Origin of the sequence: Aeromonas sp. FDAARGOS 1404, from assembly GCF_019047085.1 — a bacterium.
Lineage (GTDB): Bacteria > Pseudomonadota > Gammaproteobacteria > Enterobacterales > Aeromonadaceae > Aeromonas > Aeromonas veronii.
Genome location: NZ_CP077237.1, coordinates 4,229,428 through 4,253,693 on the forward strand (window position 1 = coordinate 4,229,428; position 24,266 = coordinate 4,253,693).

General features: G+C 62.0%; 19 protein-coding genes. All 19 read right to left on the bottom strand.

The window, feature by feature from the left end; genetic code table 11:
• Positions 1-29: 29 nt before the first annotated feature.
• The 19 genes from nuoN to I6L34_RS19735 all read right to left on the bottom strand — a co-directional run bounded on the left by nuoN (position 30) and on the right by I6L34_RS19735 (position 24,130).
• Positions 30-1,493 carry an NADH-quinone oxidoreductase subunit NuoN gene (gene nuoN / locus I6L34_RS19645; RefSeq protein WP_139743581.1) on the bottom strand — a complete coding sequence of 488 codons (1,464 nt, stop codon included), beginning with the start codon at positions 1,491-1,493 and terminating at the stop codon, positions 30-32.
• Complete coding sequence (gene nuoM, locus I6L34_RS19650) at positions 1,490-3,034, bottom strand: NADH-quinone oxidoreductase subunit M (protein ID WP_216955197.1); 1,545 nt, start codon at positions 3,032-3,034, stop codon at positions 1,490-1,492. Before nuoM ends, nuoN begins: the two co-directional genes overlap by 4 nt.
• A 98-nt stretch (positions 3,035-3,132) precedes the next feature.
• On the bottom strand, positions 3,133-4,980 hold the full coding sequence (gene nuoL, locus I6L34_RS19655; RefSeq protein ID WP_216955198.1) for an NADH-quinone oxidoreductase subunit L: 1,848 nt from the start codon (positions 4,978-4,980) through the stop codon (positions 3,133-3,135).
• Complete coding sequence (nuoK, locus tag I6L34_RS19660; RefSeq protein ID WP_005337247.1) at positions 4,977-5,285, bottom strand: NADH-quinone oxidoreductase subunit NuoK; 309 nt, start codon at positions 5,283-5,285, stop codon at positions 4,977-4,979. Before nuoK ends, nuoL begins: the two co-directional genes overlap by 4 nt.
• Positions 5,282-5,833: an NADH-quinone oxidoreductase subunit J gene (gene nuoJ, locus I6L34_RS19665; RefSeq protein WP_005359828.1), complete on the bottom strand. Its 552-nt coding sequence runs from the start codon at positions 5,831-5,833 to the stop codon at positions 5,282-5,284. Before nuoJ ends, nuoK begins: the two co-directional genes overlap by 4 nt.
• 10 nt (positions 5,834-5,843) lie before the next feature.
• Positions 5,844-6,386, bottom strand: coding sequence for an NADH-quinone oxidoreductase subunit NuoI (gene nuoI, locus I6L34_RS19670; protein WP_005337245.1), 543 nt, complete (start codon positions 6,384-6,386; stop codon positions 5,844-5,846).
• A gap of 10 nt (positions 6,387-6,396) precedes the next feature.
• Positions 6,397-7,365, bottom strand: coding sequence for an NADH-quinone oxidoreductase subunit NuoH (gene nuoH, locus I6L34_RS19675; RefSeq protein WP_005337244.1), 969 nt, complete (start codon positions 7,363-7,365; stop codon positions 6,397-6,399).
• On the bottom strand, positions 7,362-10,118 hold the full coding sequence (nuoG, locus tag I6L34_RS19680) for an NADH-quinone oxidoreductase subunit NuoG (protein ID WP_216955199.1): 2,757 nt from the start codon (positions 10,116-10,118) through the stop codon (positions 7,362-7,364). Before nuoG ends, nuoH begins: the two co-directional genes overlap by 4 nt.
• Before the next feature lie 41 nt (positions 10,119-10,159).
• Positions 10,160-11,545 (bottom strand): NADH-quinone oxidoreductase subunit NuoF, encoded by a 1,386-nt coding sequence (nuoF, locus tag I6L34_RS19685; RefSeq protein ID WP_216955200.1) that lies wholly within the window; start codon positions 11,543-11,545, stop codon positions 10,160-10,162.
• Entirely contained in the window at positions 11,542-12,084 is a 543-nt protein-coding gene (gene nuoE / locus I6L34_RS19690) for an NADH-quinone oxidoreductase subunit NuoE (RefSeq protein ID WP_042658436.1), read from the bottom strand. The genes nuoF and nuoE overlap by 4 nt, the downstream gene beginning before the upstream one ends.
• Positions 12,085-12,164: 80 nt before the next feature.
• Positions 12,165-13,970, bottom strand: coding sequence for an NADH-quinone oxidoreductase subunit C/D (nuoC, locus tag I6L34_RS19695; RefSeq protein ID WP_159157078.1), 1,806 nt, complete (start codon positions 13,968-13,970; stop codon positions 12,165-12,167).
• Positions 13,971-13,972: 2 nt separating this feature from the next.
• On the bottom strand, positions 13,973-14,647 hold the full coding sequence (locus I6L34_RS19700) for an NADH-quinone oxidoreductase subunit B family protein (RefSeq protein ID WP_005344917.1): 675 nt from the start codon (positions 14,645-14,647) through the stop codon (positions 13,973-13,975).
• 29 nt (positions 14,648-14,676) lie between these two features.
• Entirely contained in the window at positions 14,677-15,081 is a 405-nt protein-coding gene (locus I6L34_RS19705) for an NADH-quinone oxidoreductase subunit A (RefSeq protein WP_005344919.1), read from the bottom strand.
• A 100-nt stretch (positions 15,082-15,181) separates the two neighbouring features.
• Complete coding sequence (locus I6L34_RS19710; protein ID WP_216955201.1) at positions 15,182-15,418, bottom strand: hypothetical protein; 237 nt, start codon at positions 15,416-15,418, stop codon at positions 15,182-15,184.
• Between the two features lie 41 nt (positions 15,419-15,459).
• Positions 15,460-16,029, bottom strand: a complete 570-nt coding sequence (locus I6L34_RS19715) for a DUF1566 domain-containing protein (protein WP_005351118.1) — start codon at positions 16,027-16,029, stop codon at positions 15,460-15,462.
• Positions 16,030-16,042: 13 nt separating this feature from the next.
• Positions 16,043-17,482, bottom strand: coding sequence for a DUF1566 domain-containing protein (locus tag I6L34_RS19720; RefSeq protein WP_216955202.1), 1,440 nt, complete (start codon positions 17,480-17,482; stop codon positions 16,043-16,045).
• A 59-nt stretch (positions 17,483-17,541) separates the two neighbouring features.
• Complete coding sequence (locus I6L34_RS19725; protein ID WP_216955203.1) at positions 17,542-19,989, bottom strand: proprotein convertase P-domain-containing protein; 2,448 nt, start codon at positions 19,987-19,989, stop codon at positions 17,542-17,544.
• Positions 19,986-21,992, bottom strand: a complete 2,007-nt coding sequence (locus I6L34_RS19730) for a prolyl oligopeptidase family serine peptidase (protein ID WP_216955204.1) — start codon at positions 21,990-21,992, stop codon at positions 19,986-19,988. Before I6L34_RS19730 ends, I6L34_RS19725 begins: the two co-directional genes overlap by 4 nt.
• On the bottom strand, positions 21,992-24,130 hold the full coding sequence (locus I6L34_RS19735) for a TonB-dependent hemoglobin/transferrin/lactoferrin family receptor (RefSeq protein ID WP_216955205.1): 2,139 nt from the start codon (positions 24,128-24,130) through the stop codon (positions 21,992-21,994). Before I6L34_RS19735 ends, I6L34_RS19730 begins: the two co-directional genes overlap by 1 nt.
• Between the last annotated feature and the right edge of the window lie 136 nt (positions 24,131-24,266).

The window sequence follows — 24,266 nt, forward strand, 5'->3', positions numbered from 1 at the left end:
CGGGTAATGAGGGGTAGCGACGGTAAAGGTTACTGCAATACCACGTGCTGGAACCCTTGTACCAGGCTGATGACCGGCTGGGGATAGAGTCCCAGCAACACCACCAGCACGGCAGAGAGCAGCACTACTACTCCACCGGAGGAGAGAGCCCAGTCGGCGCTGGCATCGCGCTGCTGCATGCCCGGTTCGCGCAGATAGAGGGTCACCATCACCTTGAGGTAGTAGTAGAGACCCAGTGCGCTGCCGAGCACGATGGCACCGGATAGCCACCAGAGCTGCGCCTCGACGGTGACGCCGATGAGGTAGAACTTGCCGATAAAGCCGAGGGTCATCGGGATGCCCGCGAGTGACAACATCATCACCGTCAGTACGGCAGTCAGATAGGGGCGCTTCCAGAACAGACCACGATAGCTGTGCAGGGAGTCGGCATCCTTGCCGCGATAGGGGCTCGACATCATGCTCACCACCCCAAAGGCACCCAGGCTGGTGAACAGATACATCAGCAGATAGACCCCGGCTGCTTCCACCGGCATCTGGCCGAATCGGCTCGCCACGATCACCGCCAGCAGGTAGCCGAAGTGGGAGATGGAGGAGTAACCCAGCATCCGCTTGATGTTGGTCTGCACCAGGGCCAGCAGGTTGCCGACCAGGATGGAGATGACCGCCATGGCTGCCAGCAGCCAGTGGATCATGGGATCGCTCGCCGCCGGTACCGCCAGATAGAAGCGCAGCAGCACGGCAAAGACCGCCACCTTGCTGACGGTGGCGAGGAAGGTGGCCACCGGTGCCGGGGCACCTTCGTAGACATCCGGGGTCCAGAGATGGAAGGGGGCCAGGGAGAGTTTAAAGGCAAAGCCGACCAGCATTAACCCCAAACCGCCCATCAGCAACGGATGGTGAGCCGGGCTCTCGGCCAGGGTCTGCCCCAGGGCTGCAAAGCTCAGGCTGCCTGCCTGCGCATAGAGCAGCGCCATGCCAAACAGCAGGAAGGCGGTGGCGGCGGCAGAGAGCACCATATATTTCACCGCGGCTTCCAGCGAGTGGCGCTCGCGGTAGGCGTAACCCACCAGACCGAACATCGGCAGGGTCAGCATCTCGATCCCGATAAAGAGAGAGGCGAGGTGACGGGAGCAGGCCAGCACCAGACCACCAGCGGTGGCGATCAGCAGCAGCAGGAAGAACTCCTCCCGGTTGTCCGGGTAGGCTTTCAGCCACGATTGACCGAAGGTGCAGGTGGCCAGGGCGCCGATGAGCACCAGTCCCATGTAGAAGACGGCGTAACTGTCCACTTGCAGCAGCGGGGTGACCCCCTGATCCCCTTGCGCCATCACGATGGGCAGCGAGAACAGAGCAAGGTTGAGGCCAACAATGGTCACGGTAAAGGCGGTAGTGACACAGCGGCGCCAGGCGATGGCCAGCATCAGGGCCGCCATGGCCCCGGTGGTCAACAGCAGGGGAAGCAGTGCCAGCAGTTGGGAAGCGGAGAAAGTCATTGCAGGGCTCCAGCAGTCGGCAGCAGATACCAGTGCAGCACGTTGATAAGGCTGCTGCTGGCGGTGTCAATCACGGGTTGGGGATAGAGGCCAAGCAGAACCAGCAGGCCCGCGATCACCATCATCATGGTCAGCTCGCGGCGATCCAGCCCCTTGAGCATGCTCTCATCCTTGGCGGGGCCAAAGCAGGCACGCTGCAACATGATGAGAGAGTAGACCGAGGCCAGCACCAGACCGAAGGTGGCGACCGCCGTGATCACCGGGGCCACCTGGAAGCTGCCGACCAGGATCAGGCACTCGCCGACAAAGTTGCCGGTGCCCGGCATGCCAAGTGACGCCACCGAGAAGAAGAGCATCACACCGGGCAGATAGCGCAGGCGTCCCCACAGGCCGCCCATCTGGCGCAGATCCCGGGTGTGCAACCGCTCGTAGAGCTGACCGCAGAGGATAAAGAGGCCGGCAGCCGAGAGACCGTGGGCGATCATCTGCACCACGGCGCCCTGCAGGGCCAGCTCGCTACCCGAGTAGATGGCGATCATCACAAAACCCATGTGGGAGATGCTGGTGTAGGCTACCAGCCGTTTGATGTCGGTCTGGGCAAAGGCCACGATGGCACCGTAGACGATACCGATCAGGCCAAGCACCATGGCGTAGGGGGCAAACTCGGCGGACGCCTCGGGGAACAGCGGTAAGGCAAAGCGCAGCAGACCGTAGGCGGCGGTTTTGAGCAAAATACCGGCGAGATCCACCGAACCTGCGGTCGGCGCCTGACTGTGGGCATCCGGCAGCCAGCCGTGCAGCGGTACCAGCGGCATCTTGACCGCGAAGGCGATAAAGAAGCCCAGCATCAGCAGCCACTGAACGCCCTTGCTCATCGGGGTATTGAGCAGCTCCAGATAGTTGAAGGTGAAGACTCCGGTGGCATGCTGGTGGGTCAGCACCAGCCCGATGATGGCCACCAGCATGATAAGGCCGCTCACCTGGGTGTAGATGAAGAACTTGGTTGCGGCGTTGATCCGTGATTTGCCGTCAGTGACCGAGTGGCCCCAGAGCGCAATCAGGAAGTACATGGGAACCAGCATCATCTCCCAGAAAAAGAAGAAGAGGAACAGGTCCAGCGCCATAAAGACCCCGAGCACGCCGCCCAGGATCCAGAGCAGGTTGAGGTGGAAGAAGCCGATGCGCTGTACGATCTCTTTCCACGAACAGAGAATGGCCAGTACCCCGATAAAGCAGGTGAGGATCACCATCAAGAGCGACAGGCCATCCACCGCCAGATGCAAAGAGATGCCGAAGCGGGGGATCCACGGCAGGCGCCACTCGGCGGCCCAGGCGGAGGCAGCACCAGAGACGCCCGCGCTGTCGAGGCCGGTCGTGGCAAGGGAGAAATCACCACTTAGCCAGATGGCACAGGATAGCAACAAGCTGGCGCTCATGGAGAGCAGGGCAACCCAGCGGACAAACTGCCCGCCGAGACGCTCCATCTGCCAGCAGAGCAAGCCGCCGATAAAAGGAATTAGCAAGATCCAGAGTAAGGTCACGGTATCAGCTCTCGTTCAAGTTCATATGAGATGGCGCTCCCTGTTCCATCAGGGAGAGCAAACAGCCTGGCTGTATGATTGTCCGGTTGTTCATCGCGTTACCCCAGCAGCAACAGCGCCAGCACCAGCACGGCGCCGATCCCCATGGAGGCGGCATACCAGCGCAACTTGCCGGTCACGGTCCAGGCCAGCAGCTGGTTGCCACGCAGGGCAAGCCAGGCGGGCAGGCCCATCATCCAGTCCAGCGGATCCTGCCCGACCAGACGGGTCGCCAGCAGATAGGGTTTGACCCACAACTGGTCATAGAGCCAGTCAAAGCCCCAGGCGTTGAACCAGAGGGTGCTGAGCAGGCGGCCCGGCGCGCTGTTGGCAATGGAGGTGGCCAGACGGCGCTCACCAAGGAACAGAAACGCGGCCAGCGCAATGCCTGCGATGGCGATGATGCCAGAGGTGATTTCCAGGGCATGGCGCCCCTCTTCGATATGATCACCAGGGCCTGCGGGTAGTACACCTGCCAGTGGCGGGGTGATCAGCGCGCCTATGCCGGTAGAAAGCACCAGCAGCACCAGCAGCGGCAGATGGTGAGCCAGACCGTGACCAGCGTGGGCTTTGGTCTGCTCTTTGCCATGGAAGGCGATAAATATCAGCCGGAAGGTATAGAGCGAGGTGAGGAATGCCCCCGCCAGACCGGCCCACAGCAGCGCGCTTTGGCCAGAGGTTTCTACTTGCCACAGGATGGCGTCCTTACTGTAGAAACCGGAAGTGACCAGCGGCAACGCCGCCAGCGCCGAGCCCCCCACCAGGAAGCAGGCATAGACCAGCGGCAAACTCTTGCGCAGGCCACCCATCTTGAAGATGTTCTGCTCATGGTGGCAGGCAACGATAACGGCACCGGCGGAGAGGAACAGCAGCGCCTTGAAAAAGGCGTGGGTCATCAGGTGGAAGATGGCCCCTTCCCATGCGCCGACACCGAGTGCCAGAAACATGTAGCCAATCTGGCTCATGGTGGAGTAGGCGAGGATCCGCTTGATATCGGTCTGAACCAGCGCGGCAAAGCCTGCCAGCACCAGGGTGATGGCGCCAACCAGCCCGACCAGATGGAGGATCTCTGGCGCCAGCAGGAACAGGCCGTGGGTACGGGCAATCAGGTAGACACCGGCGGTCACCATGGTGGCGGCGTGGATCAGCGCTGAGACCGGGGTCGGGCCAGCCATCGCATCCGCCAGCCAGGTTTGCAGCGGCAGCTGTGCCGATTTGCCGACCGCGCCGCCCAAGAGCATCAGGCAGGCCAGCGACAGGGCAGGGGAGCCCTCGGCAAACAGGGTCGGTGCGCGCACCAGCAGCTCGTGGATATTGAGGGTGCCCAGTTCCCGATAGAGGATAAACAGGCCGATGGCGAGGAAGACATCACCCACCCGGGTCACGACAAATGCCTTGAGGGCCGCCGCTCCGTTCTTGCGATCCTTGTAGTAGAAGCCGATCAGCAGATAGCTGCACAGCCCCACCCCTTCCCAGCCGAGGTAGACAAACAGCAGGTCATCGGCCAGCACCAGAAACAGCATGCTGGCGATAAAGAGGTTGGTGTAGGTGAAGAAGCGGGAGTAACCCTCTTCCCCGCGCATATACCAGGAGGCGAACAGGTGGATAAAGAAACCCACCCCGGTCACCACCCCCAGCATGGTCAGCGATAGGCCATCCAGTGCCAGTGAGAAGCTCGGGGTAAAGTTGCCCACCGCCATCCATTGCCACAGGCGCTGGACATAGACGCCCCCCTCGGGCGGGTTGCCCAGAAAGTCGATGCCCACCCACAGGGTAGTGAGGGCCGACAGGCCAATGGAGCCTACCCCGATCAGCGCCGAGGTACGTTCACCAAACCGGCCGAGGGAGAAGGCCAACACCAGCCATCCCAGCAGCGGAAATAAAAAAGTCAGATATAAGAGGCTCATCCGCGCATCTCGCTCACAGTGTCCACGTTCAGGGTGTGGTAACGACGATAGAGCAGCAGTAACAGGGCAAGGCCGATACTGGCCTCCGCTGCCGCCAGAGAAATCACCAGGATATACATGATCTGGCCATCGGCCTGGGCCCAGCGGCTACCCGCCACCACAAACGCCAGTGCCGAGGCATTCATCATGATCTCGATACTCATCAGGATGTAGAGCAGGTTGCGGCGGATCAGCAGACCGCACAAGCCGATGCAGAAGAGCACCGCGGCCAGCAGGAGGCCGTGCTCCATAGGGATTCCATTCATTGCTGACCTCCTTCTTGTGCAGAGCGGGATGCTGTGCGGGGGACGGAGAGCACTTCACCGCTCTTCTCTTCCCGACCCAGGTGATAGGCGGTTACCAGACCCGCCAGCAGCAGGATGGAGGCAAGCTCCACCGCCAGCACATAGGGGCCAAAGAGCTCGACACCCACCTGCTTGGCGGTCACCTCGGTCACTCCGATCAGGCCCCCGGTCACCCCGAGAATGCCGTGGGCCAGAAAGCCCAGCAGGATCAGCGAGAGCAGGGCTGGGCCCCCCCAGGTCATGGGGGTGAGCCACTTTTTCTCCTGTGCCTGGGCACTCCCCAGGTTCAGCATCATCACCACGAACACGAACAGCACCATGATGGCGCCGGCGTAGACGATCACCTGCAGGGCGCCCGCAAAGGCGGCACCCAGGCAGAAGAAGATCATGGCCACGGCGATGAGGGAGATGATGAGATTGAGCAGCGCATGCATGGGATTGCTGGTGCTGATCACCCGCAGCGTGCTGTAAATGGCCACCAGGGCCGAGGCATAAAATGCCAGTTCCATGATTGACTCCTCAGGGCAGCAGGCTCTTGACATCGATGGGCTTGGCTTCGTTTTCGGCATCCCCTTTCGGCTTGCCGTCGATGGCCATCCCGCTCATGCGATAGAAGTTGTAGTCCGGGTATTTGCCGGGCCCGCTGATCAGCAGATCCTCCTTCTCGTACACCAGATCTTGGCGGCGGTACTCACCCATCTCGAAATCCGGTGTCAGCTGGATGGCGGTGGTGGGGCAAGCCTCTTCACACAGGCCGCAGAAGATGCAGCGAGAGAAGTTGATGCGAAAGAACTCCGGATACCAGCGACCATCTTCCCGCTCGGATTTTTGCAGCGAGATGCAGCCGACCGGGCAGGCAACTGCGCAGAGGTTGCAGGCCACGCAGCGCTCGTCCCCGTCGGGGTCGCGGGTCAGCACGATGCGACCGCGGTAGCGGGGGGCCGCATAGACTGCCTGCTCCGGATAGTTGAGGGTTTCACGGGGCCGCCAGGCATGGGAGAAGACCATGGCCAGACTGCGTAACTGGGTGCCGACACCCTGAATAATGCTAACAATTTTCATATTGAGTGCCTCACTGCGTACTTATCAGTACAACTGCCGCGGTGACCAGCATATTGATCAGGGTCAGCGGCAAGCAGACTTTCCAGCCAAACGACATCACCTGGTCAAAGCGCGGGCGAGGCAGGGAGGCCCGCAGCAGGATGAAGAACACCATGAAACAGGCGGTCTTCAGGGCAAACCAGATGAAGGGGGGCAGCCAGGGGCCGTGCCAGCCACCGAAGAAGAGGGTCACGATGAGCGAGGAGATCAGCACGATGCCGATATATTCGCCCACGAAGAAGAGACCCCACTTCATCCCCGCATACTCGATGTGATAGCCGTCGGCGAGCTCCTGCTCGGCTTCTGGCTGATCGAACGGGTGACGGTGGGTGACGGCGACACCGGCAAACAGGAAGGTGACAAAGCCCAGGATCTGGGGCACCACGTTCCACAAGTCTGCCTGTGCCTCGACGATATCCCGCAGGTTGAAACTGCCGGTCTGGATCACAATCCCCATCAGGGATAGCCCCAGAAACACCTCGTAGGAGAGGGTCTGGGCCGAGGCGCGCAAGCTGCCGAGCAATGAGTATTTGTTGTTGCTCGACCAGCCGGCGAACAGCACCGCATAGACCGCCAGCCCCGCGATGGCCAGGATGTAGAGCAGCCCCACATTGAGATCCGCCACGCCCCAGGTGGGGGTGATGGGCACCACCGCAAACGCCAGAATAAAGGCGGTGAAGGCGATGATGGGGGCCAGGATAAAGATCCGGCGATCGGCGAACGGCGGGATCCAGTCCTCCTTGAAGAACATCTTGATCATGTCGGCGGCCAGCTGGAGCAGACCAAACGGCCCCACCCGGTTGGGGCCGTAGCGATCCTGCCACAGGGCCAGCAGACGGCGCTCGATGAAGCTCATGAAGGCGCCAGCCCCCACGATCCCCACCAGCACGATCAGTGCCTTGCCCACCTCCAGCAACAGATCGATCAGCGACTCGCTCATGCGATCACCTCCTGCAGGTTAGTGATTGAGGCTTGTTGCAGGGCCGTCGGCAGGCCGTTCACCCCAAGGGGGAGCCCCACCAGACCGGCGCTCAGCTGTTCGCTCAGGCGCAGGCGCAGTTGCCAGTGGCTACCGCCCCAGGAGAAGGAGACCTGATTGCCTGCATGGAGGGCCAGACGCTGCGCATCTGCTGGATTCAATACCAGCTCGGGTTCGTTCATCCGGGCCTGAATGACCGGGCTGCGAGCGGAGAGCTCCTCGCCGCCAAACAGCTGGGCATAATTGACCACTTGCAGCGCCTCTGCGGCCTTGAAGGGGGCGGGGATGGTGGTGAACCAGCCGAGCAGCTCCTTGCCTTCTGCCTGCGGGTCTGTTGCTTCCAGCAGGCGGCGACCCGGATCGCCAGCACGCAGTTTGCCACCCACTTCATCCTGGAACTTGTTCCAGGCGGAGGGAGAGTTCCAGCCCGGCGCCCAGGCGAACGGTACTTGCGGCAGCGGCTGACGGGCTCCGGCATACCCTTCCATGGAGAAGTTGAAGGGGGAGTCGGGATCTTGCGCTACCCGTGGCTCGCTGACGTTCTGATCCGCCAGCATGGAGGTGCGACCGCTGTAACGATGCGGCTCACGGGCCAGTCGCATGCCACGGATCCGCAAGCCTGCATTGGGCGCCGCTTCCAGCATGGTAGCCAGCAGCGGATTGCTGGTGGCGCAGTCATGGTTGACCTGGTCGAAGTTCTGCCAGCGCAGTGGTTTGCGTTCGATCGCCCCTTGCAGCGCCGCCAGCCAGCGCCACCCTTCACGCACCTGAATATCGGCGTTGTAAAAGGCGGGTGCATAGACCTGGAAGAAGCGCTGGGCGCGCCCTTCCATGTTCACCAGCGTGCCATCGGCTTCGGCAAAACTGGCCGCTGGCAGCACCAGATCAGCCTTGTTGGCGGTCGGGGTCGCCTGATGGTCGATGACCAGCAGGTGCTGCAGCCGTGCCAGCGCAGCATCCACCCGGTTGCGCGGCGCGCGGCGGTAGAGATCGTTCTCCAGGGTGACCAGCGCCAACCCCTCTTCTGACTCGATACGCGCAAGGGCGGCTTCGAGCGGCTTGTCTGACAAGGTTTGAGCGCCCAGCATGGCCAGACCCAGCGAGTTGGCCTCCTGGCCAACCAGCGCGATGCTGGCTTCCAGTCCTCGGCCTTTCAGGGCGCGGGCAATGTTGCTGGCCGCCTCAAGCAGCGCCACATCGCGGGCAGTGGAGCCTGCAATGATGAGCGGCTTCTTGGCGTTGCCGAGCAGCTCGGCCCAGCGAGTTGCTTGTGCCTGCTGCTCGGGGCCGAGATCGGCCACGGCCGGTGCACTCGGGTCGAGCAGGTTGGCGATGGCAAAGCCAATGCGCGCCTGATCGGCATAGGGGGCGTGCAGCTTGTCGGCCGCCACATCGTCCAGACGGGTGGTGTCGAGACTGGTGATGAGCAGCGGGTAGCGCTCGTTCTGACCCAAGGTCTGAACGGCGGCGACCTGCCACAGATCGACCTTCATCTTGCGGGCCAGTTCGCGGGCCTTGCCCTTGACGGCTTGACGCAGGGCCAGCGCAATTCGAGCCGCGCTCATGGTGACATCTTCGCCGAGCAGCAGAATGGCGTCGGCTTCTTCCATGTCCCGCAGGCTTGGAGTCGGCACGCCGCCCTGTTGCAGGATCTGCAGCATCTTCAGCTGACAGGCCCACTCGGCCTGCTCGACGCCTGCGTAGAAGTTGTCTGCCCCCACCAGCTCGCGCAGGGCAAAGTTGCTCTCCAGCGAGGCGCGGGGCGAGCCGATGCCGATGAGGCCGCGGGCCGTGCGCAGGGCATCGGCGGCGCGGTTGAGGGCGCCATCGACCGTAATGGTCAGCTGGTCGTTGCCATCTTTGAGCAGCGGCTGGCGCGGGCGGTCGGCCAGATTGACGTAGCCATAGCCAAAGCGGCCACGGTCACAGAGGAAGTAGTGGTTGACGCTGCCGTGGAAGCGGTTTTCAATCCGGCGCAGTTCGCCATAACGCTCACCCGGGCTGATGTTGCAGCCCACGGAACATTGCTGGCAGATGCTGGGGGCAAACTGCATGTCCCACTTGCGGTTGTAACGCTCGGAGTGGGTCTTGTCGGTGAAGACGCCGGTGGGGCAGACCTCCACCAGGTTACCGGAAAATTCACTCTCCAGGGTGCCATCCTCGACCCGCCCGAAATAGACATTGTCGTGGGCACCATAGACCCCGAGATCCTCGCCACCGGCATAATCCTTGTAGTAACGGACGCAGCGGTAGCAGGCGATGCAGCGGTTCATCTCGTGACCGATGAAGGGGCCCAGCTCCTGATTCTGGTGGGTGCGTTTGGTGAAACGGTAGCGACGGCTGTTGTGGCCAGTCATCACCGTCATGTCCTGCAGGTGGCAGGCGCCGCCCTCTTCACACACCGGGCAGTCGTGGGGGTGGTTGGTCATCAACCACTCCACCACGCTCTTGCGAAATTCTTTAGCCTCTTCATCCTCGATGGCGATGTAGCTGCCATCGGTGGCCGGGGTCATGCAGGACATGACCAGGCGGCCGCGCTTGTCATCGGCATTCTGATACTGTTTGACCGCACACTGGCGGCATGCGCCAACGCTACCCAGCGCCGGATGCCAGCAGAAATAGGGGACGTCCAGACCCAGCGACAGACAGGCTTGCAGCAGGTTATCTGCTCCGTCTACCTCGTACTCTTTGCCGTCTACATAAATGGTTGCCATACAACTTCCCTGAAACCTGTTTTGTGAAATCTGTGGTGTCGTTACCAGCGCTCGCCCAGCAGATTGGGCTGGATCCCTTTGACCGGCTTGCGGTTATCACCGCTGCCTTTGATCCCGGCCTCGAATTCGGAGCGGAAATATTTGATGGCGCTGGCCAGCGGCTCGACGGCGCCCGGTGCGTGGGCGCAGAAGGTCTTGCCCGGGCCAAGGAAACCGCAGAGTTGTTCCAGAGTCGCCAGATCGCCGGTTTGCCCTTCGCCACGCTCCAGTGCCCGCAGCAGCTTGACGCTCCAGGGCAGGCCGTCGCGGCAGGGCGTGCACCAGCCGCACGATTCGCGGGCGAAGAACTCCTCCATGTTGCGCAGCAGGGAGACCATGCTGATGGAGTCATCCACCGCCATGGCGAGGCCAGTTCCCATCCGGGTGCCGACCTTGCCGATACCGGCGGTATACATCTGGGCATCGAGGTGCTCCGGCAGCAGGAAGCCGGTGCCCGCGCCGCCCGGTTGCCAGGCTTTCAGGCGATAGCCGCTCTTCATGCCGCCGGCGTAATTTTCAAACAGCTCGCGGGCGGTGATGCCAAAGGGCAGCTCCCAGACCCCGGGGTTGTTCACCTTGCCGGAGAAGCCCATCAGCTTGGTGCCGTGATCTTCCGAGCCCGGCAGCGCCAGCCCGTGATACCAGGCGACTCCGTTGCCGATAATGGCGGGGACGTTGCAGAGGGTTTCGACGTTGTTGACGCAGGTGGGTTTGCCCCAGACGCCGGAGACGGCGGGGAAGGGGGGTTTGGCGCGCGGGTTGGCACGGCGCCCTTCCAGCGAGTTGATCAACGCCGTCTCTTCACCACAGATGTAGCGGCCGGCGCCGGTGTGGACGAACAGCTCGAAGTCAAAACCGGATCCCAGAATGTTCTTGCCCAGCAGACCGGCGGCCTTGGCCTCTTCCACCGCACGGCGCAGGTGGATGGCGGCATCAACGTATTCGCCACGCAGGAAGATGTAGCCGCGATAGGCTTTGAGCGCCCGGGCACTGATGATCATCCCCTCGATCAGCAGATGGGGCAGTTGCTCCATCAGCAGGCGATCTTTCCAGGTGTTGGGCTCCATCTCGTCGGCGTTGCAGAGCAGGTAACGAATGTTCATGCTCTCGTCTTTGGGCATCAGCCCCCACTTCACGCCAGTGGGGAAGCCTGCACCGCCGCGCCCCTTGAGACCGGCATCCTTGACGGTACTGACAATCTCGTCCGGGCTCATCTGGCCGAGCGCCTTGCGCACCGCTTCATAGCCCTGTTTGGCCTGATACTCCTCCAGCCACACCGGCTGGCCGTCATCCCGCAGCCGCCAGGTAAGCGGGTGGGTCTCGGGGGCTCGCGGGGTGCGATTGGCGGTGCCAAGAGAGGCGAGGATCTTGTTTTGCGGCAGGCTCATGGGTAAGCCTCCAGCGTTTTCAGCAAGGTCACCGGATCGAGGCCGCCATAGGTGTCGTCATCGATCATGATGGCTGGCCCCTTGTCGCAGTTGCCAAGACAGCAGACCGGCAGCAGGGTGAAGCGGCCATCCGGGGTGGTTTGACCGGGGCCGAGGTTCATCACCTCCTTGAGACCGGCCATCAGATCTTCATGGCCATTGATGTAGCAGACCATGCTGTCGCAGACGCGGATGATGTGACGGCCTACCGGCTGGCGGAAGATCTGGCTATAGAAGGTGGCAACCCCCTCCACGTCGCTGGCGGGAATGCCGAGCTCGGCCGCGATGGCGTGAATGGCACCGTCGGGTACCCAGCCTCTGGCCTGCTGCACGATCTTGAGCGCTTCGATGCTGGCGGCGCGGGGATCTTCGTAGTGGTGTTTCTCGTGTTCGATGGCATCGCGTTCAGCCTGGCTCAGAACGAAGTCGTCCTGTTTGCTGCTGCATGCCCCTTGCCCTTGTGGGGTCTGATTATTGTGACACTGACATTGCTGGCTCATGACTTGACCTTTGGTGGCTTGTCCTTTTACTGCTCGTCCGGCGATCCCGATTCCCGGCCATGGCCGGGAGGGCGGATCACTTAACGGTCCACATCCGACATAACAAAATCGATACTGCCCAGATAGACGATGAGGTCCGACACCATGCTGCCCTTGATCACCGAGGGGATCTGCTGCAGGTGAGCAAAGCTCGGGGTGCGGATCCGGGTCCGGTAGCTCATGGTGGAGCCGTCACTGGTCAGGTAGTAACTGTTGACCCCCTTGGTCGCCTCAATCATCTGGAACGACTCGGCAGCGGGCATCACCGGGCCCCACGACACTTGCAGGAAGTGGTTGATCAGGGTCTCGATGTGCTGCAGGGTGCGCTCTTTAGGCGGCGGGGTGGTGAGGGGGTGATCCGCCTTGAAGGGGCCCTCCGGCATGTTCTTCATGCACTGCTCGATGATCGACATGCTCTGGCGGATCTCCTCGATCCGCACGGTGGCTCTGTCGTAGGCATCGCCATTGCTGCCGACCGGCACTTCAAAGTCGAACTGATCGTAACCGGAGTAGGGGCGCCACTTGCGCACGTCGAAGTTGAGGCCGGTGGCGCGCAATCCGGCCCCCGTGGTGCCCCAGGACAACGCCTGCTCGGTGGTGTAGGCAGAGACGCCAATGGTTCGACCGCGAAGAATGCTGTTGCGCATCGCCGCTTTTTCGTAATCCATCAGCCGCTTGGGCAGCCAGCTCAGCAGGTTGTCCTGCACCAGCCGCTGCCATCCCTTCGGCAGGTCGTGGGCCACACCGCCGATACGGAACCAGGCCGGGTGCATGCGGGCACCGGTGATCGCTTCGATGATGGTGTAGATCTTCTGCCGGTCGGTGAAGGTGAAGAAGACTGGGGTCATGGCCCCCACGTCCTGGATATAGGTCCCGAGGAACAAGAGGTGGCTCTGGATGCGGAACAGCTCCGCCATCATCACCCGGATCATGTCGACCCGCTGCGGCACCTTGATGCTGGCCAGCTTCTCGACCGCCAGCACATAGGGGAGGTTGTTCATCACCCCGCCCAGATACTCGACCCGGTCGGTATAGGGGATGTAACTGTGCCAGGATTGGCGCTCGCCCATCTTCTCGGCACCACGATGGTGGTAGCCGATGTCGGGCACGCAGTTGCGGATCTCCTCGCCATCGAGCTGCAACACCAAGCGGAAGGCGCCGTGAGCAGAGGGGTGGTTGGGGCCGAGGTTGAGGAACATGTAGTCCTCGTTCTCGTTGCCGCGGGCCAGGCCCCACTCTTCCGGTTTGAACAGCAGGTTCTCCTGCTCCATGTCCTGTTTGGCGGCATCAAGCATGAAGGGATCGAATTCGGTAGCGCGCGCCGGGTAATCCTTGCGCAGCGGGTGACCCTGCCAGCTCTTGGGCATCATGATGCGGGTCAGATGGGGGTGGCCATCGAAGGTGATGCCCATCAGATCCCACACTTCCCGCTCGTACCAGTTGGCATTGGGGAAGTGGTTGGTGATGGTGGGCAGATGCAGGTCACTTTCGGCCAGCGCCACTTTCAACATCACATCGGCGTTACGGTCGATGGAGATGAGGTGATAGAAGACGGTGAAGTCGCTCTGGGGCAGACCGTCGCGATGGCTGCGCAGCCGCTCATCGGTGGCGCTGAGATCAAACAGCATCACAAACGGGGAGGGCACCTTGCGCAAAAAGCCCATCACATCCTGCAGCAGTTCGCGGGGAAGCCAGACCACCGGCACGCCGGTGCGCGTGGTCTGCACGGTGAAGTGCTCGGCCCCGAAGTGGGCAAACAGTTCGCCAATGACTTTGGCATCCTTGTGGTCGCTGGGCTGCCACTGGGCCATGGCGTAATTGCTGGGAAAATCACGAGTCAGTTTCATGGTCAGATCTCATCCGGCGTGCGCAGGTTGGTCACATTGATCCGTTCGCCGCGCTTGCGCTCTTTTTCGGCCTGCATCTGGGGACGGTAGATCCCCTGATCGCCCACCACCCAGGAGAGGGGGCGGCGCTCTTTGCCGATGGAGTCCTGCAGCAGCATCAGGGCTTGCAAAAAGGCTTCGGGACGGGGCGGGCAACCCGGAATGTAGACGTCGACCGGCAGGAACTTGTCCACCCCCTGCACCACGGAATAGATGTCATACATGCCGCCGGAGTTGGCACAGGCCCCCATGGAGATCACCCACTTGGGTTCGAGCAACTGTTCATACAGGCGCTGGATGACTGGCGCCATCTTGATGAAGGGGGTCCCTGCAATCACCATGAAATCGGCCTGACGGGGCGAAGCGCGGATAACTTCGGCGCCGAAGCGGGCCACATCGTGGGGGGAGGTGAAGGCGGTACACATCTCCACGTAGCAGCAGGAGATGCCGAAGTTGTAAGGCCAGAGGGAGTTTTTGCGGCCCCAGTTGACTGTGTCTTGCAGCACCTCCTCGAGGCGGCCCATCATGATGCCGCGCGTCGCTTCTTGCGCCAGTGGGTCATCGACGGTCTGGCGCTGCTCCTGGGGGTAGCGCTCAACGGGTGCATCCGGGTCAATCCGGGTCAGGGTGTACTTCATGGTGCAACCTCAAGGAAAGGGTCTGTGGTTCAATCACTGTTTTTGTTGTTCAGCTGCGGTTTGCGCGGTGACCAGTCCAGTGCGCCGATGCGCCAGAGGTAGATCAGGCCGATAAGCAGCAGTCCGATGAAAATGGTGGCTTCAATAAAGCCGACCCAGCCGCTCTCCCGCACGGAGACAGACCAGGCAAACAGGTAGAGCGCCTCGACGTCGAAGATGACGAAGAACATGGCGACCAGATAGAACTTGGCGGAAAAACGCAGGCGGGCACTGCCGACCGAGTCGACACCAGATTCAAATGGCTTGTTCTTGGTGCGGCCGTAGGCGCGACCTCCCAGCAGGGCAGCGAGGCCTATCATCACCAGACAGATGGTGATGGCACCGATGACATAAATGGCAAAAGCCCAATGTTGAGCAGAAATATCAGCAAACATAGAGGTTTTTCCTAACCAAATTAATCAAGTGACTTAACAATAATGTTACGCATTATGACACTTTCGCACTGATTTACATGTCATTTTTACGGGTTAATTATTAATCGGTTAACCTGTAATTAAATTTTGTTAAGAAGCGCACTTTTTTGCTGGTTATGGCGGGTGGGAAAGGCCTGGAAAGCGCAGAGAGCTGCTCCTCGTTATCACCTGAAAGGGGTAAATGCCGCGGGCGAAGCCGGATCAGGTCGGTATCGCGGGCAGGGGGCACAGGTGGGAGAAGAGCGTGATGGCGGGTGAGATAGGGGGTGGCAAGAGCAATAAAAAGAGAGGCTTTCAAGCCTCTCCTGTCATCGCGTTCCGGTTTCGAGCGTGGGGCGGTCAGGGTTTATTGGCGACCAGCAAGACCTGATCCGGGTAGGCGCCAATGGAGCGAAGACCGATATCTCCCGAGGTGATATCCAGATACGCCCGCTGACCATTGGCGGAGGTTACCGTGCTGCTCATCAGATAGACATAACCCTCATTGACCTCTTTACCGCCCCCCGCCATGGCGCGCGGGAAAATGGCTTCATTGAGAGAGGGCTTGTAGCAGGCGTGCTCGACCAGGGTCGCCAGCTCCTTGATGTCGGGCAGGCGCCACTGGCTGATACCGCCGAAGTGATAGAGAGCATGGCTGCTGTCACTGCGGATCCGCTCCGCCACTTGCAGCCCCTGCTGCCAGTAGTAAACGGTCGGTTCACCCAGGCAACTGCTGCCACTCCATGTCTGCCCCAGTTTGCATCGCATCCAGGTGAGGCCGGTGTGTTGATCCGTGACGGTGCCGTTGCCATGGTCAAGAAAACGGGCAGAGGGGGCGGTGCGATCCATGGTGTCATCACAAATGGCAGCACCGTGGGCCAGGGGGGCCAGCAGTGCCAGCATGGCGAACGAAAAGCGATAAAGGCTCATGATATTCCTCGGGTTATTGGGGAGTGGCGACCAGTCGTACCTGCATCAGCTCGATATAGGTATCTTGCTGCACCAGCGCGGGATAGGTGGTGCCCGCATCTTCTCCCAGGAGCAGGACTGTGCGTTTGCTGATGGGGCCACCGGAGAAGCGCTGGGCGGTGTTGCTGGTGGCGCTCCAGTAGTAGCCATGGTAGGTGTCATCTTCCGAGGGGGCGATATCCGGGAAGTAACGGGTATCCACGATGATGCGCTGACCCAGCGGGTCCTTGGCCAGGCTACCGTAGTGCATCAGTGACATCAGCTCACCCATGGTGGGCAGCCGCCACTGGCTGATGCCGCAGCGCTGCTCGCCATTGAGCCACTGCTGATACGCGCGGGTGGTCAGCATGGTGGTCAGCGCCTGTGCCCGGGCGAGGGCCGCCAGATCTCCTTCGGCGGTGAGCTGTTCGATCCTCTTATGAATATGCTGGTAGGCCGCTTGCTGCTCGCCTGTGGTCGCCTTGAACTGCTCATCCTCATAGGCAAAGGGCCTGCTTTTCCAGGCCGGGCTCAAGGGATCGTCCGATTTGACCTCCCACACCAGACCGGTATTGAGATCCTTGACGCACTGCCAGCTCGGCGCGTTGTCGGGGAGAACCTGACCGCGATCATCGAGTTTACGATAGGCAAGTTGGGGACGAGTGCGATTCCAGCTGGCATCTTGTCCCGGATAGTCGGCGGGTTCCTGTTCCAGCAGCGGGTCATTGCCATCGCTGAAGGTGGTGACGCCGGTGACGGTCAGCAGGTTGCGTGGCTGCTGCTGCACCAGCAGGGTCAGCAGTTCGCTTTGGGTCTCTTCAGCAAACTGGCCGTTGCGCTGCCACTCCTGAGCCAATTGCGCCAGCATCAGGCTGATGGCGCGATAGCTGGTGGTGAGCAACTGGGTCTCCTTGGCGTTGGCAAGGCGTGTGCGGGCCTGTTGCTGCAAGCTGATCGCCACCTGTTGCAGCGCCTGATCAAACTGGCCGAGACCTGCGAGGGCCACGCGGTCGCTGCCCGGTTGCAGCGGGGCGAGATCGGCCAGCAGCAGTGACAGTGCGCGATCGGCGGCCACCCCTTCGGCAATGCGGCTCTGCCACAGGGTACTGAGCAGGGTTGGTTGCAGCCGTTGTGGATCCCCTTTGGCGGCCGGATGTGCCAGTAGCAGGCCTCCGCTCCTCGGTCCGAACAGCAGAGGCGAGTTGACGATGTTGGCCGAACGGCTGACCAGGGCCACAGCTCCTTCGCCGCTGACGGCAGGGTCGGCAGGATCACATTGCCAGTTCTGATCCAGATCGGCGCACAGGGTACCGGCAGTCGGCAGGGCGACATCGACCCGGTAGTCCGGGATCGCCAGTGGTGCGTTATCTTCCCCGCCGCCACAGGCGCTGAGCAGGGCTGAGAGGGTTGCAATAACCAGTACGGATGGTTTCACTTCACATTCCTTGATTCGGTCACAGGTTCACGGGGGCGGTAACCCCCGTGGTACAGGATTCAACGGCGCGGGGTGCTCCGGCGCCAGAGGCGGGGCCAGAGGGCCAGCAACAGCAGCAGGGGGGAAGCCGTGCCGCCACCCCCTTCATCCTGCTCAAGGGGAATGATGCCGGTGTTGGGCAGGGCTTCATCCTTGTCGCAGCGGGCGCCGACTTGCTGGGCTACCCGCCAGTTGCGCAACTGACCGGTGTCACCGGCGCTGGTGTCGTTGATCTCCAGCAGCCAGCGGCCAGCGAGCGGTTCGCCGTGCAGCTTGTCCAGCGATTCGAACGGTACCAGTTCACGGGGAAACTCCCCCTTAAGCCGGGTATGGCTGGCGTAGCCCTTGTTCCACAGGCTGATCCGGGTGCCGTAAGGGGAGGTGAGCCAGATCTCCAGCTGCTCCAGCTTGCTGTGCTCCAGATCGAGGGCGACCACGAATCCGCTGTCGATGCGGGCCTTGCTCTCGGGCAGGGTGAGAGTGAAGCGGGACAGGCCGTGCCGTTCATCGCTCACCGCATCCTTGATCTGGCCACCCTGGCCGATGGCCCGCTGCCAGAGCGGTTCACCGATCGGCAGTTGCAGGTCAAGGCGGGTCTGGCGCTCGGTGGGGCTGGGCAGGGTGAGCTGGAACTGCAGCGGCAAGGTGACTGCCTCGCCACAGGTCAGGTTGCTCGCTGCTTCCAGCGGCAGGGTCCAGCGGGCGGTGCCATCGGCGTTGAGCTCTCCTTGCCAGTGACCATCACCCATGAGCCCCTTGCTCGGGAGCAGGTTGGCGTCAGCCACGGTCAGGGGGCGGCCGCTCTGGTTGGTCAATTCGATGGCGAGGCTCTTTTTCTCCCCGGGCAACAGGTAGCTGTCATCGGCAAGGCGGGCCGCGATGGGCGTGGGCAGCAGGGCGTGGTGGCGGAAGGCCTGCTCCAGCAGCTTGCCATAACTGCGATCCGGATAGAGGCGGTTGGCGGTATCCACGGTGACCCGCGCCAGCTGGGGCATCCGCACCTGCGGGCCGAGGCCGAAGTGAGATTCAATCAGCAGGGTATCGAACTCGTCACGGGCTACCTCGCCATACTGTTCAACGGCCTGGCGCAGCGCGGTGAAGAGCGGGGTGCCCCACAGCTGGTCGCCGTTGCTGCCGTTGATGGTGAGGTGAGCCGGATAGAGGAAGCCCGGATGATAGCGCGCCCGCAGGTCATCGAGCTGACGGGGCGTCCGGCCGCTTATCCTGGCATCCCAGTTGAAGACCATGAAAGGCTCGAACTGGCGAGCCTCTGGACTACGCTGGCGCCAGCTGGCGGCCAGATAGTCGCTAAAGCCCTCGCCGATGGCGCCCCAGTCACCCTCTTCTCCCATGTCGGGCAGGATATGGTGCTGCACCGCATGGCCAAACTCGTGCCAGATCACCATGGGATCTTCCGCGTCGGGCACCCCTATCCGGCCAATTTCCAACCGGCGCAGGAAGGGGTCATAGAGAGAGTTGTCCTGCTCCCCGGCATCGGTATCGATGGCCAGGGGGCCGCCCATCAGCGTCGGGTAGCCAAGGGATTCCACATGGCGCTGGGCCAGATCCAGATGGTAGTAGCCATTGATATCAAGGAAGGCGGGCTGCTGGTGATCCAGCTGGAAGCCATCGGCATCAGGGCTGCTAAAGGGGGCAGTTTCCGGCGCCGTGCCATCCACGACCCGGGCGCGTGGGCCACTCAGCTGGTAGGTGTCATCCACCTTTTGTACCCTGAGCGGGACGGTACGATAGGCCCCGTTGTCCAGCACCAGATCGTGGCGCCACAGCAGGTTGCCATCTTGCAGCTGGGTGCGTGGGTCGAGGGCAAAGATGCGGGCTTGCACCGTGGCCACTTCCCCTGCCAGCGGGGTCGGTTCGGCACGGGTGCTGGCTTCTTGCAGCGTGCGCCCCAGCAAGGCGCTGCCATCGCAGGTGACAAACAGCTGCCAGTGGCTGCTCTTGCTGTTGCCCGGCTGGCTTTCCACCGCCAGCAGACGCCAGGCCGCAGTCAGGGTGTCGCCATCCTGCCAGTACCAGGGCTGGGCCTCGTCACTGCCGGCGAATTGCCACACAGCGCCATCCAGCGTGACGGTATAGGCATCCACCCCGGCGCGGCTTGCCTCATCACATGGAGTCGCCTGTGCCTGCATCAGTCGGGTATTGTGATAGAGACGCCACGGGCGACCCTGCTCATCGAGACTCACGGCAGCCATAAGGCCGGCGATCGGTGCGTCATTGAGCTGCTGGCGATAGTGCAGATAGTGGCCCAGCTTGCCTTGGCGCTGATAGGCCGGGGCATCACTCAGGGTGACGCCGAGTTGCTGTTCGAGCCAGAGGCGGGTATCGGCCGGTGCGTTCTGTTCGACAAAACGCAGTTCGGCGGCCTGAGTGGCAAAGCCAGCCAGCCCCAGCAAGAGGGCGGGCAACAGGGGTTTCATAGTGGTACTCCCAATCAGCGGCAGGGTCATTGGTTGATCCCCGCCAGATGCAACAAGAAGGCAAATTCACGAGCCCGATCGCCACCACCGGCGCGGTGGCCCCCCTCCAGTTCGGTCAGCAGCAGGTAGGGGCCGGAGCCCGTGCTGTGCTCCCGCAGGCGGGCCAGCCACTTGACCGGCTCCCAGTAGGGCACCTGACTGTCGTGCAGGGCGGTGGTGACCAGCAGGGGCGGGTAGGGTGCGCGGTGCAGGTTGTCGTAGGGGCTGATGCGGCGCATCGCCTGATACTCTGCGGGCTTGGCCGGATTGCCCCACTCCTGGTACTCCTGACGGGTCAAGGGGAGGGCTGGATCGCTCATGGTGCCGAGCATATCGACGAAGGGAACCTGCAACACGGCGCCGCTAAAGAGTGTCGGTTGCTGGTTGAGGGCCGCAGCGACCAGGGTGCCTCCGGCGCTGCCCCCCATGGCAAACAGGGGCAGAGGGGCTGAGTCGGGCGACCAGTGGCGCAGGGTGTTACCGGCAGCGATAAAGTCGCTGATGCCGTTCTGCTTGTGGATGCCCCGCCCGTCGCGGGTCCACTGCTCCCCCAGCATGCCGCCGCCGCGCACATGGGCGATGGCGTAGACAAAGCCCCGATCCAGCAGGCTCAGCAGCTCTTTCTGGTAGTAGGGGCGCATCGGCGTGCCATAGGCGCCATAGCCGTAGAGCAGCACGGCGCGGGGAGCCAGATCTTTGCGCCACACCAGCGAGACAGGCACCCGGGTGCCATCGGCAGAGGTGACCCAGCGCCGCTCGCTCTGATAGGGCAATGCCTTGTCGTCACCGGTGTGCTGGTCGTTGATCCACTGACCGTTATTCAAATCCAGCCAGCGCTGGCCTGGGGGCTGGCTCAAGCCCTGACTGCGCACCAGAATGCGGTCGCTGGCCGGGTCATGTTCTCCTTGCAGCCAGCCGGTACCGGCGCCACTGGCCAGCGGCAGGTGCCGGCGTTCATGGCCGTGGCGATCGAGCAGGGCGAGCCAATCCTCCCCCTGCTGGCGAAACTGCACCACCAGATGGCGATCAAACAGCCGCCACTTCTCGGGATCGCCGAGATCCTCCTCTTTGGCGGGCCACAGGCGCTGCCACTCACCGAGCGGCGTGCTGGCTGAGTAGAGGGCAAACGTCCCCTCCCGGTTGCTCTTGATCACCCAGCCAGACTGGCTGTCCAGATAGTATTCCACCCCGCGCTGGCGGGGTTTGACCTGCTGCGGCTTGCCCGAGTCGAGCAGGTACTGCTCCGAGCTGTCGTGGTTGTTGCCCTGCAACACCAGATGCTGGCCATCCGTGGTGCGATAGAGGCTGAGCAGCCAGGCGGGATCCTGCTCCTCATAGAGAGTCTGCTCCTGGCCATCCTGCCAGCCGCGCAGCTGCCAGGGGCGCAGGGTGTAGCGCTCGTTGGCGATGCTGTAGAGGGTGCGACCATCTTGTGACCAGGCGAGATCGGCGCTGCGCTGCGCCAAACTGGCCAGCGCCTTGCCGCTTTGGAGATCGAGCAGGGTGACCTGATAGTCGAGATCGCCGCGCCTGTCTTCGGCGATGGCCAGTGTGCGGTTATCCGGGCTCAGGGCCCAGCCGCCCGCTTCGTAATAGCCCTCACCCGCTCTGGCGGGAAGCCGTTGCTGCACCTTGCCCCCGTGGCGTTGCCAGAGTGAGCCATCCGGGCGCAGCTGCCATGCCTGATCGCCGCGCACAAGCCAGTTGTCCGGTACGGGTTCACCCGCCGGATGGCGGGTAAATTCGGAGCGCAAGGTTGCTTCCAGCGGCTGCTGCGCGGCGAGTTGCTGCTCGCTCCAGCGATTTTGCTGCTTGAGCAGGGCGAGTATGGCCGGGTTGCTGCGGCTCTCGTCCCGCAACCAGAAGTAGGGATCCTGGCGTACGGGACTGCCTGAAATCAGGTGTGATTGGGACGGGATCGGCGGTGGCAGGGCCTCTTGCGCCCACGCCAACGGGGCGGCCAGCAGGGCCGCCATGATTGCATGATGTTTCATCACATCCCCACGAAACGGTAGCTGAGGCTGGCTGACAGGTAGCGGCCGCTCTGGCTGTAGAGGGAGGTATCGCTGCCAGCCGGCAGTCCGGCCACATCCTGATAGCGGACGTAGCGGGTATCGAGCAGGTTGCCGATGGTGGCATTGACCTTGAGCGCCTCGGTGATCTGCCAGTCGCCGGTGAGATCCAGACTGAACCAGCCTGCGCTGCTCTGGCAGGCACCGTTGTAGCCAGTCTGCGCATTGGCGCACTGGGGCACCTTGGTCATGGCGGCGGCATAGTTGCCACTGAGCTCAACCCCCCAGTCGAGCTGTTGCCAGCGCAGGGTGGTGTTGCCTTCCAGCGGTGTCTGGGTGCGCAGCGGCTCACCGCGGTGATCCTTGCCATCCATCCAGGCCAGATTGGTCGAAAGCTCCCACTCATCGCTCAGCCAGAGGCTGGCGGCCAGCTCGGCGCCCCAGGTTTCTGCTTTGGCAACGTTGCGATATTGGCGCAGGAAGACACCGTCATCGAGGCGAAAACCGGTCTGGCGCCAGTCGATGAAGTTGTAGTAGCGGTTGTAGAAAACGGCCGGTTTGACGCTCCAGTTGTCGCTTTGGCCATTCACTCCCCACTCCAGACTGTGGCTGGTCTCCTCCTTGAGGTTGGGGTTGGCAATGATCTCGAACGGCGGCATGGCAAAGTAGTGAGGAATGTTGCCGTAAACCTGATCGTAAGCGGGGGCGCGGAAGCCGTTGGCATAGCTGAGCCAGCTGCGCCATGTCTCGTTGAAGCGGTAACTGGCCGCCACACTGGGGGAGATGTGGTCGCTGTGGTTCTCGGCCAGATTGCTGTCCGGTGCGCGCAGGCGCTGGCGGTCAAAGCGCAGGGTCGGGGTAAACTGCCAGTTGCCCAGGTCGATCACATCGCTCAGCCAGATGCCATCGCGGCGGGTTTCGGCCTTGCTGAAGGGAGCTTTCTGTCCTTGGGTGGTGATGCCATCTTCCAGGGTCAGATTGCTGACCGGCCGCTCGTGGTTGGCCTGCTCCAGCTCCACACCGTAGCTGAAGGTGTGATCCAGCGAGCCGGTGCTCAGCTTGCTCTGCAGCTCCAGCTCACTGCCAAGGCGCAGCTCCTCGAATGTGGAGAGGGTGCGCTGGCTGCGATATCTGGGATAGCCGCTCAGGGCATCGTTGCGCAGCAGCTGGCGCTGGTTGGCTTCGTTGCGTGACAGGTTGCCAAACAGGCTCCAGTTGAGGGTATCGACCATGCCCAGATCGTTGGCTTCCCAACTGAACTTGCCGCCCTGGGTGCGCTGATCGCCATCTTCCTGAAAACCGACCACATCCCAGCTGCCATCGGGTTGGGGCACCGCCTTTGGGCCCATCTGGCGTTTGGCGTGATCCTCGTAGTAGTCCAGCTCCAGCCGCAGAGCGTGATGGGCATTGAGGGGGAGGCGGCTGCTGGTGGAGGCACTCATGCCATCCAAATCAGCCGGAATGCGATTCTCCTCAAAGTTGGCGGTTTCGTTGCCACGCCAGCCGGAGAGGCGCAACAGATGTTCGCTCTCCAGTGCCCGCACCGCGCCGGTCATGCTGAGCTTCTTCTTGTTGCTGTCGCCACCGTAGAGGGTTTTGGCCGCCAGATAGCTATCTTGCTGTTGCAGATAATCTTCCGGCTGCTTGGTATTCATCACCACGGTGCCGCCGATGGCATCGGAGCCATGCAGAGAGGAGCCGGCCCCCTTGGCCACCTCAATCTGCTTGATGTCATCAAGGTCGAAGTTGAAGCGACCCACCTTGTCATTGATGTTGTCGGCGCCAAAGCCGTCGCTGACGCGCACCCCATCCTTGATCAGCAGGATACGGTTGCCACCGATGCCGCGCACGCTGATGTTTTGCGGTCGCCCGGCAGAGCCGGTGACCGAGACACCGGGGATCTTGCGAAACACATGAGTCAGCTCGCTGGCGACCTGACGGTCCAGCTCTTCCTGGGTGATGACGGTGATGGAGCCGGAAACATCGGAGAGTTTCTGTTGTACCCGTTGCCCGGTGACAATGATGGTGTCGTCGCTGCGAGCCTTCTCCACAGGGGGAAGATCGGCCGCGCCAGCGGAGGCACACAGGAGTGCCGGCCATGCCTGAAGCAGTTTGTTCATAATGATAATTGTTTTTATTTAAGCCTGAAGGGCGGCATTATTGCAGAGGCCTGACCACTTGACAATAAATGGCAATCATTATCATTAAGATCTTATGGTATTGATATTATTGAGTTATTTGTTTTTAAAAGAGGCT

Bases quoted from the DNA above. Each gene is read 5' to 3' on its own strand.
- nuoN (WP_139743581.1), bottom strand. From the start codon at position 1,493: ATGACTTTCTCCGCTTCCCAACTGCTGGCACTGCTTCCCCTGCTGTTG.
- nuoL (WP_216955198.1), bottom strand. From the start codon at position 4,980: ATGAGCCTCTTATATCTGACTTTTTTATTTCCGCTGCTGGGATGGCTG.
- nuoK (WP_005337247.1), bottom strand. From the start codon at position 5,285: ATGAATGGAATCCCTATGGAGCACGGCCTCCTGCTGGCCGCGGTGCTC.
- nuoJ (WP_005359828.1), bottom strand. From the start codon at position 5,833: ATGGAACTGGCATTTTATGCCTCGGCCCTGGTGGCCATTTACAGCACG.
- nuoI (WP_005337245.1), bottom strand. From the start codon at position 6,386: ATGAAAATTGTTAGCATTATTCAGGGTGTCGGCACCCAGTTACGCAGT.
- nuoH (WP_005337244.1), bottom strand. From the start codon at position 7,365: ATGAGCGAGTCGCTGATCGATCTGTTGCTGGAGGTGGGCAAGGCACTG.
- nuoG (WP_216955199.1), bottom strand. From the start codon at position 10,118: ATGGCAACCATTTATGTAGACGGCAAAGAGTACGAGGTAGACGGAGCA.
- nuoF (WP_216955200.1), bottom strand. From the start codon at position 11,545: ATGAGCCTGCCGCAAAACAAGATCCTCGCCTCTCTTGGCACCGCCAAT.
- nuoE (WP_042658436.1), bottom strand. From the start codon at position 12,084: ATGAGCCAGCAATGTCAGTGTCACAATAATCAGACCCCACAAGGGCAA.
- nuoC (WP_159157078.1), bottom strand. From the start codon at position 13,970: ATGAAACTGACTCGTGATTTTCCCAGCAATTACGCCATGGCCCAGTGG.
- I6L34_RS19700 (WP_005344917.1), bottom strand. From the start codon at position 14,647: ATGAAGTACACCCTGACCCGGATTGACCCGGATGCACCCGTTGAGCGC.
- I6L34_RS19705 (WP_005344919.1), bottom strand. From the start codon at position 15,081: ATGTTTGCTGATATTTCTGCTCAACATTGGGCTTTTGCCATTTATGTC.
- I6L34_RS19715 (WP_005351118.1), bottom strand. From the start codon at position 16,029: ATGAGCCTTTATCGCTTTTCGTTCGCCATGCTGGCACTGCTGGCCCCC.
- I6L34_RS19725 (WP_216955203.1), bottom strand. From the start codon at position 19,989: ATGACCCTGCCGCTGATTGGGAGTACCACTATGAAACCCCTGTTGCCC.
- I6L34_RS19730 (WP_216955204.1), bottom strand. From the start codon at position 21,992: ATGAAACATCATGCAATCATGGCGGCCCTGCTGGCCGCCCCGTTGGCG.
- I6L34_RS19735 (WP_216955205.1), bottom strand. From the start codon at position 24,130: ATGAACAAACTGCTTCAGGCATGGCCGGCACTCCTGTGTGCCTCCGCT.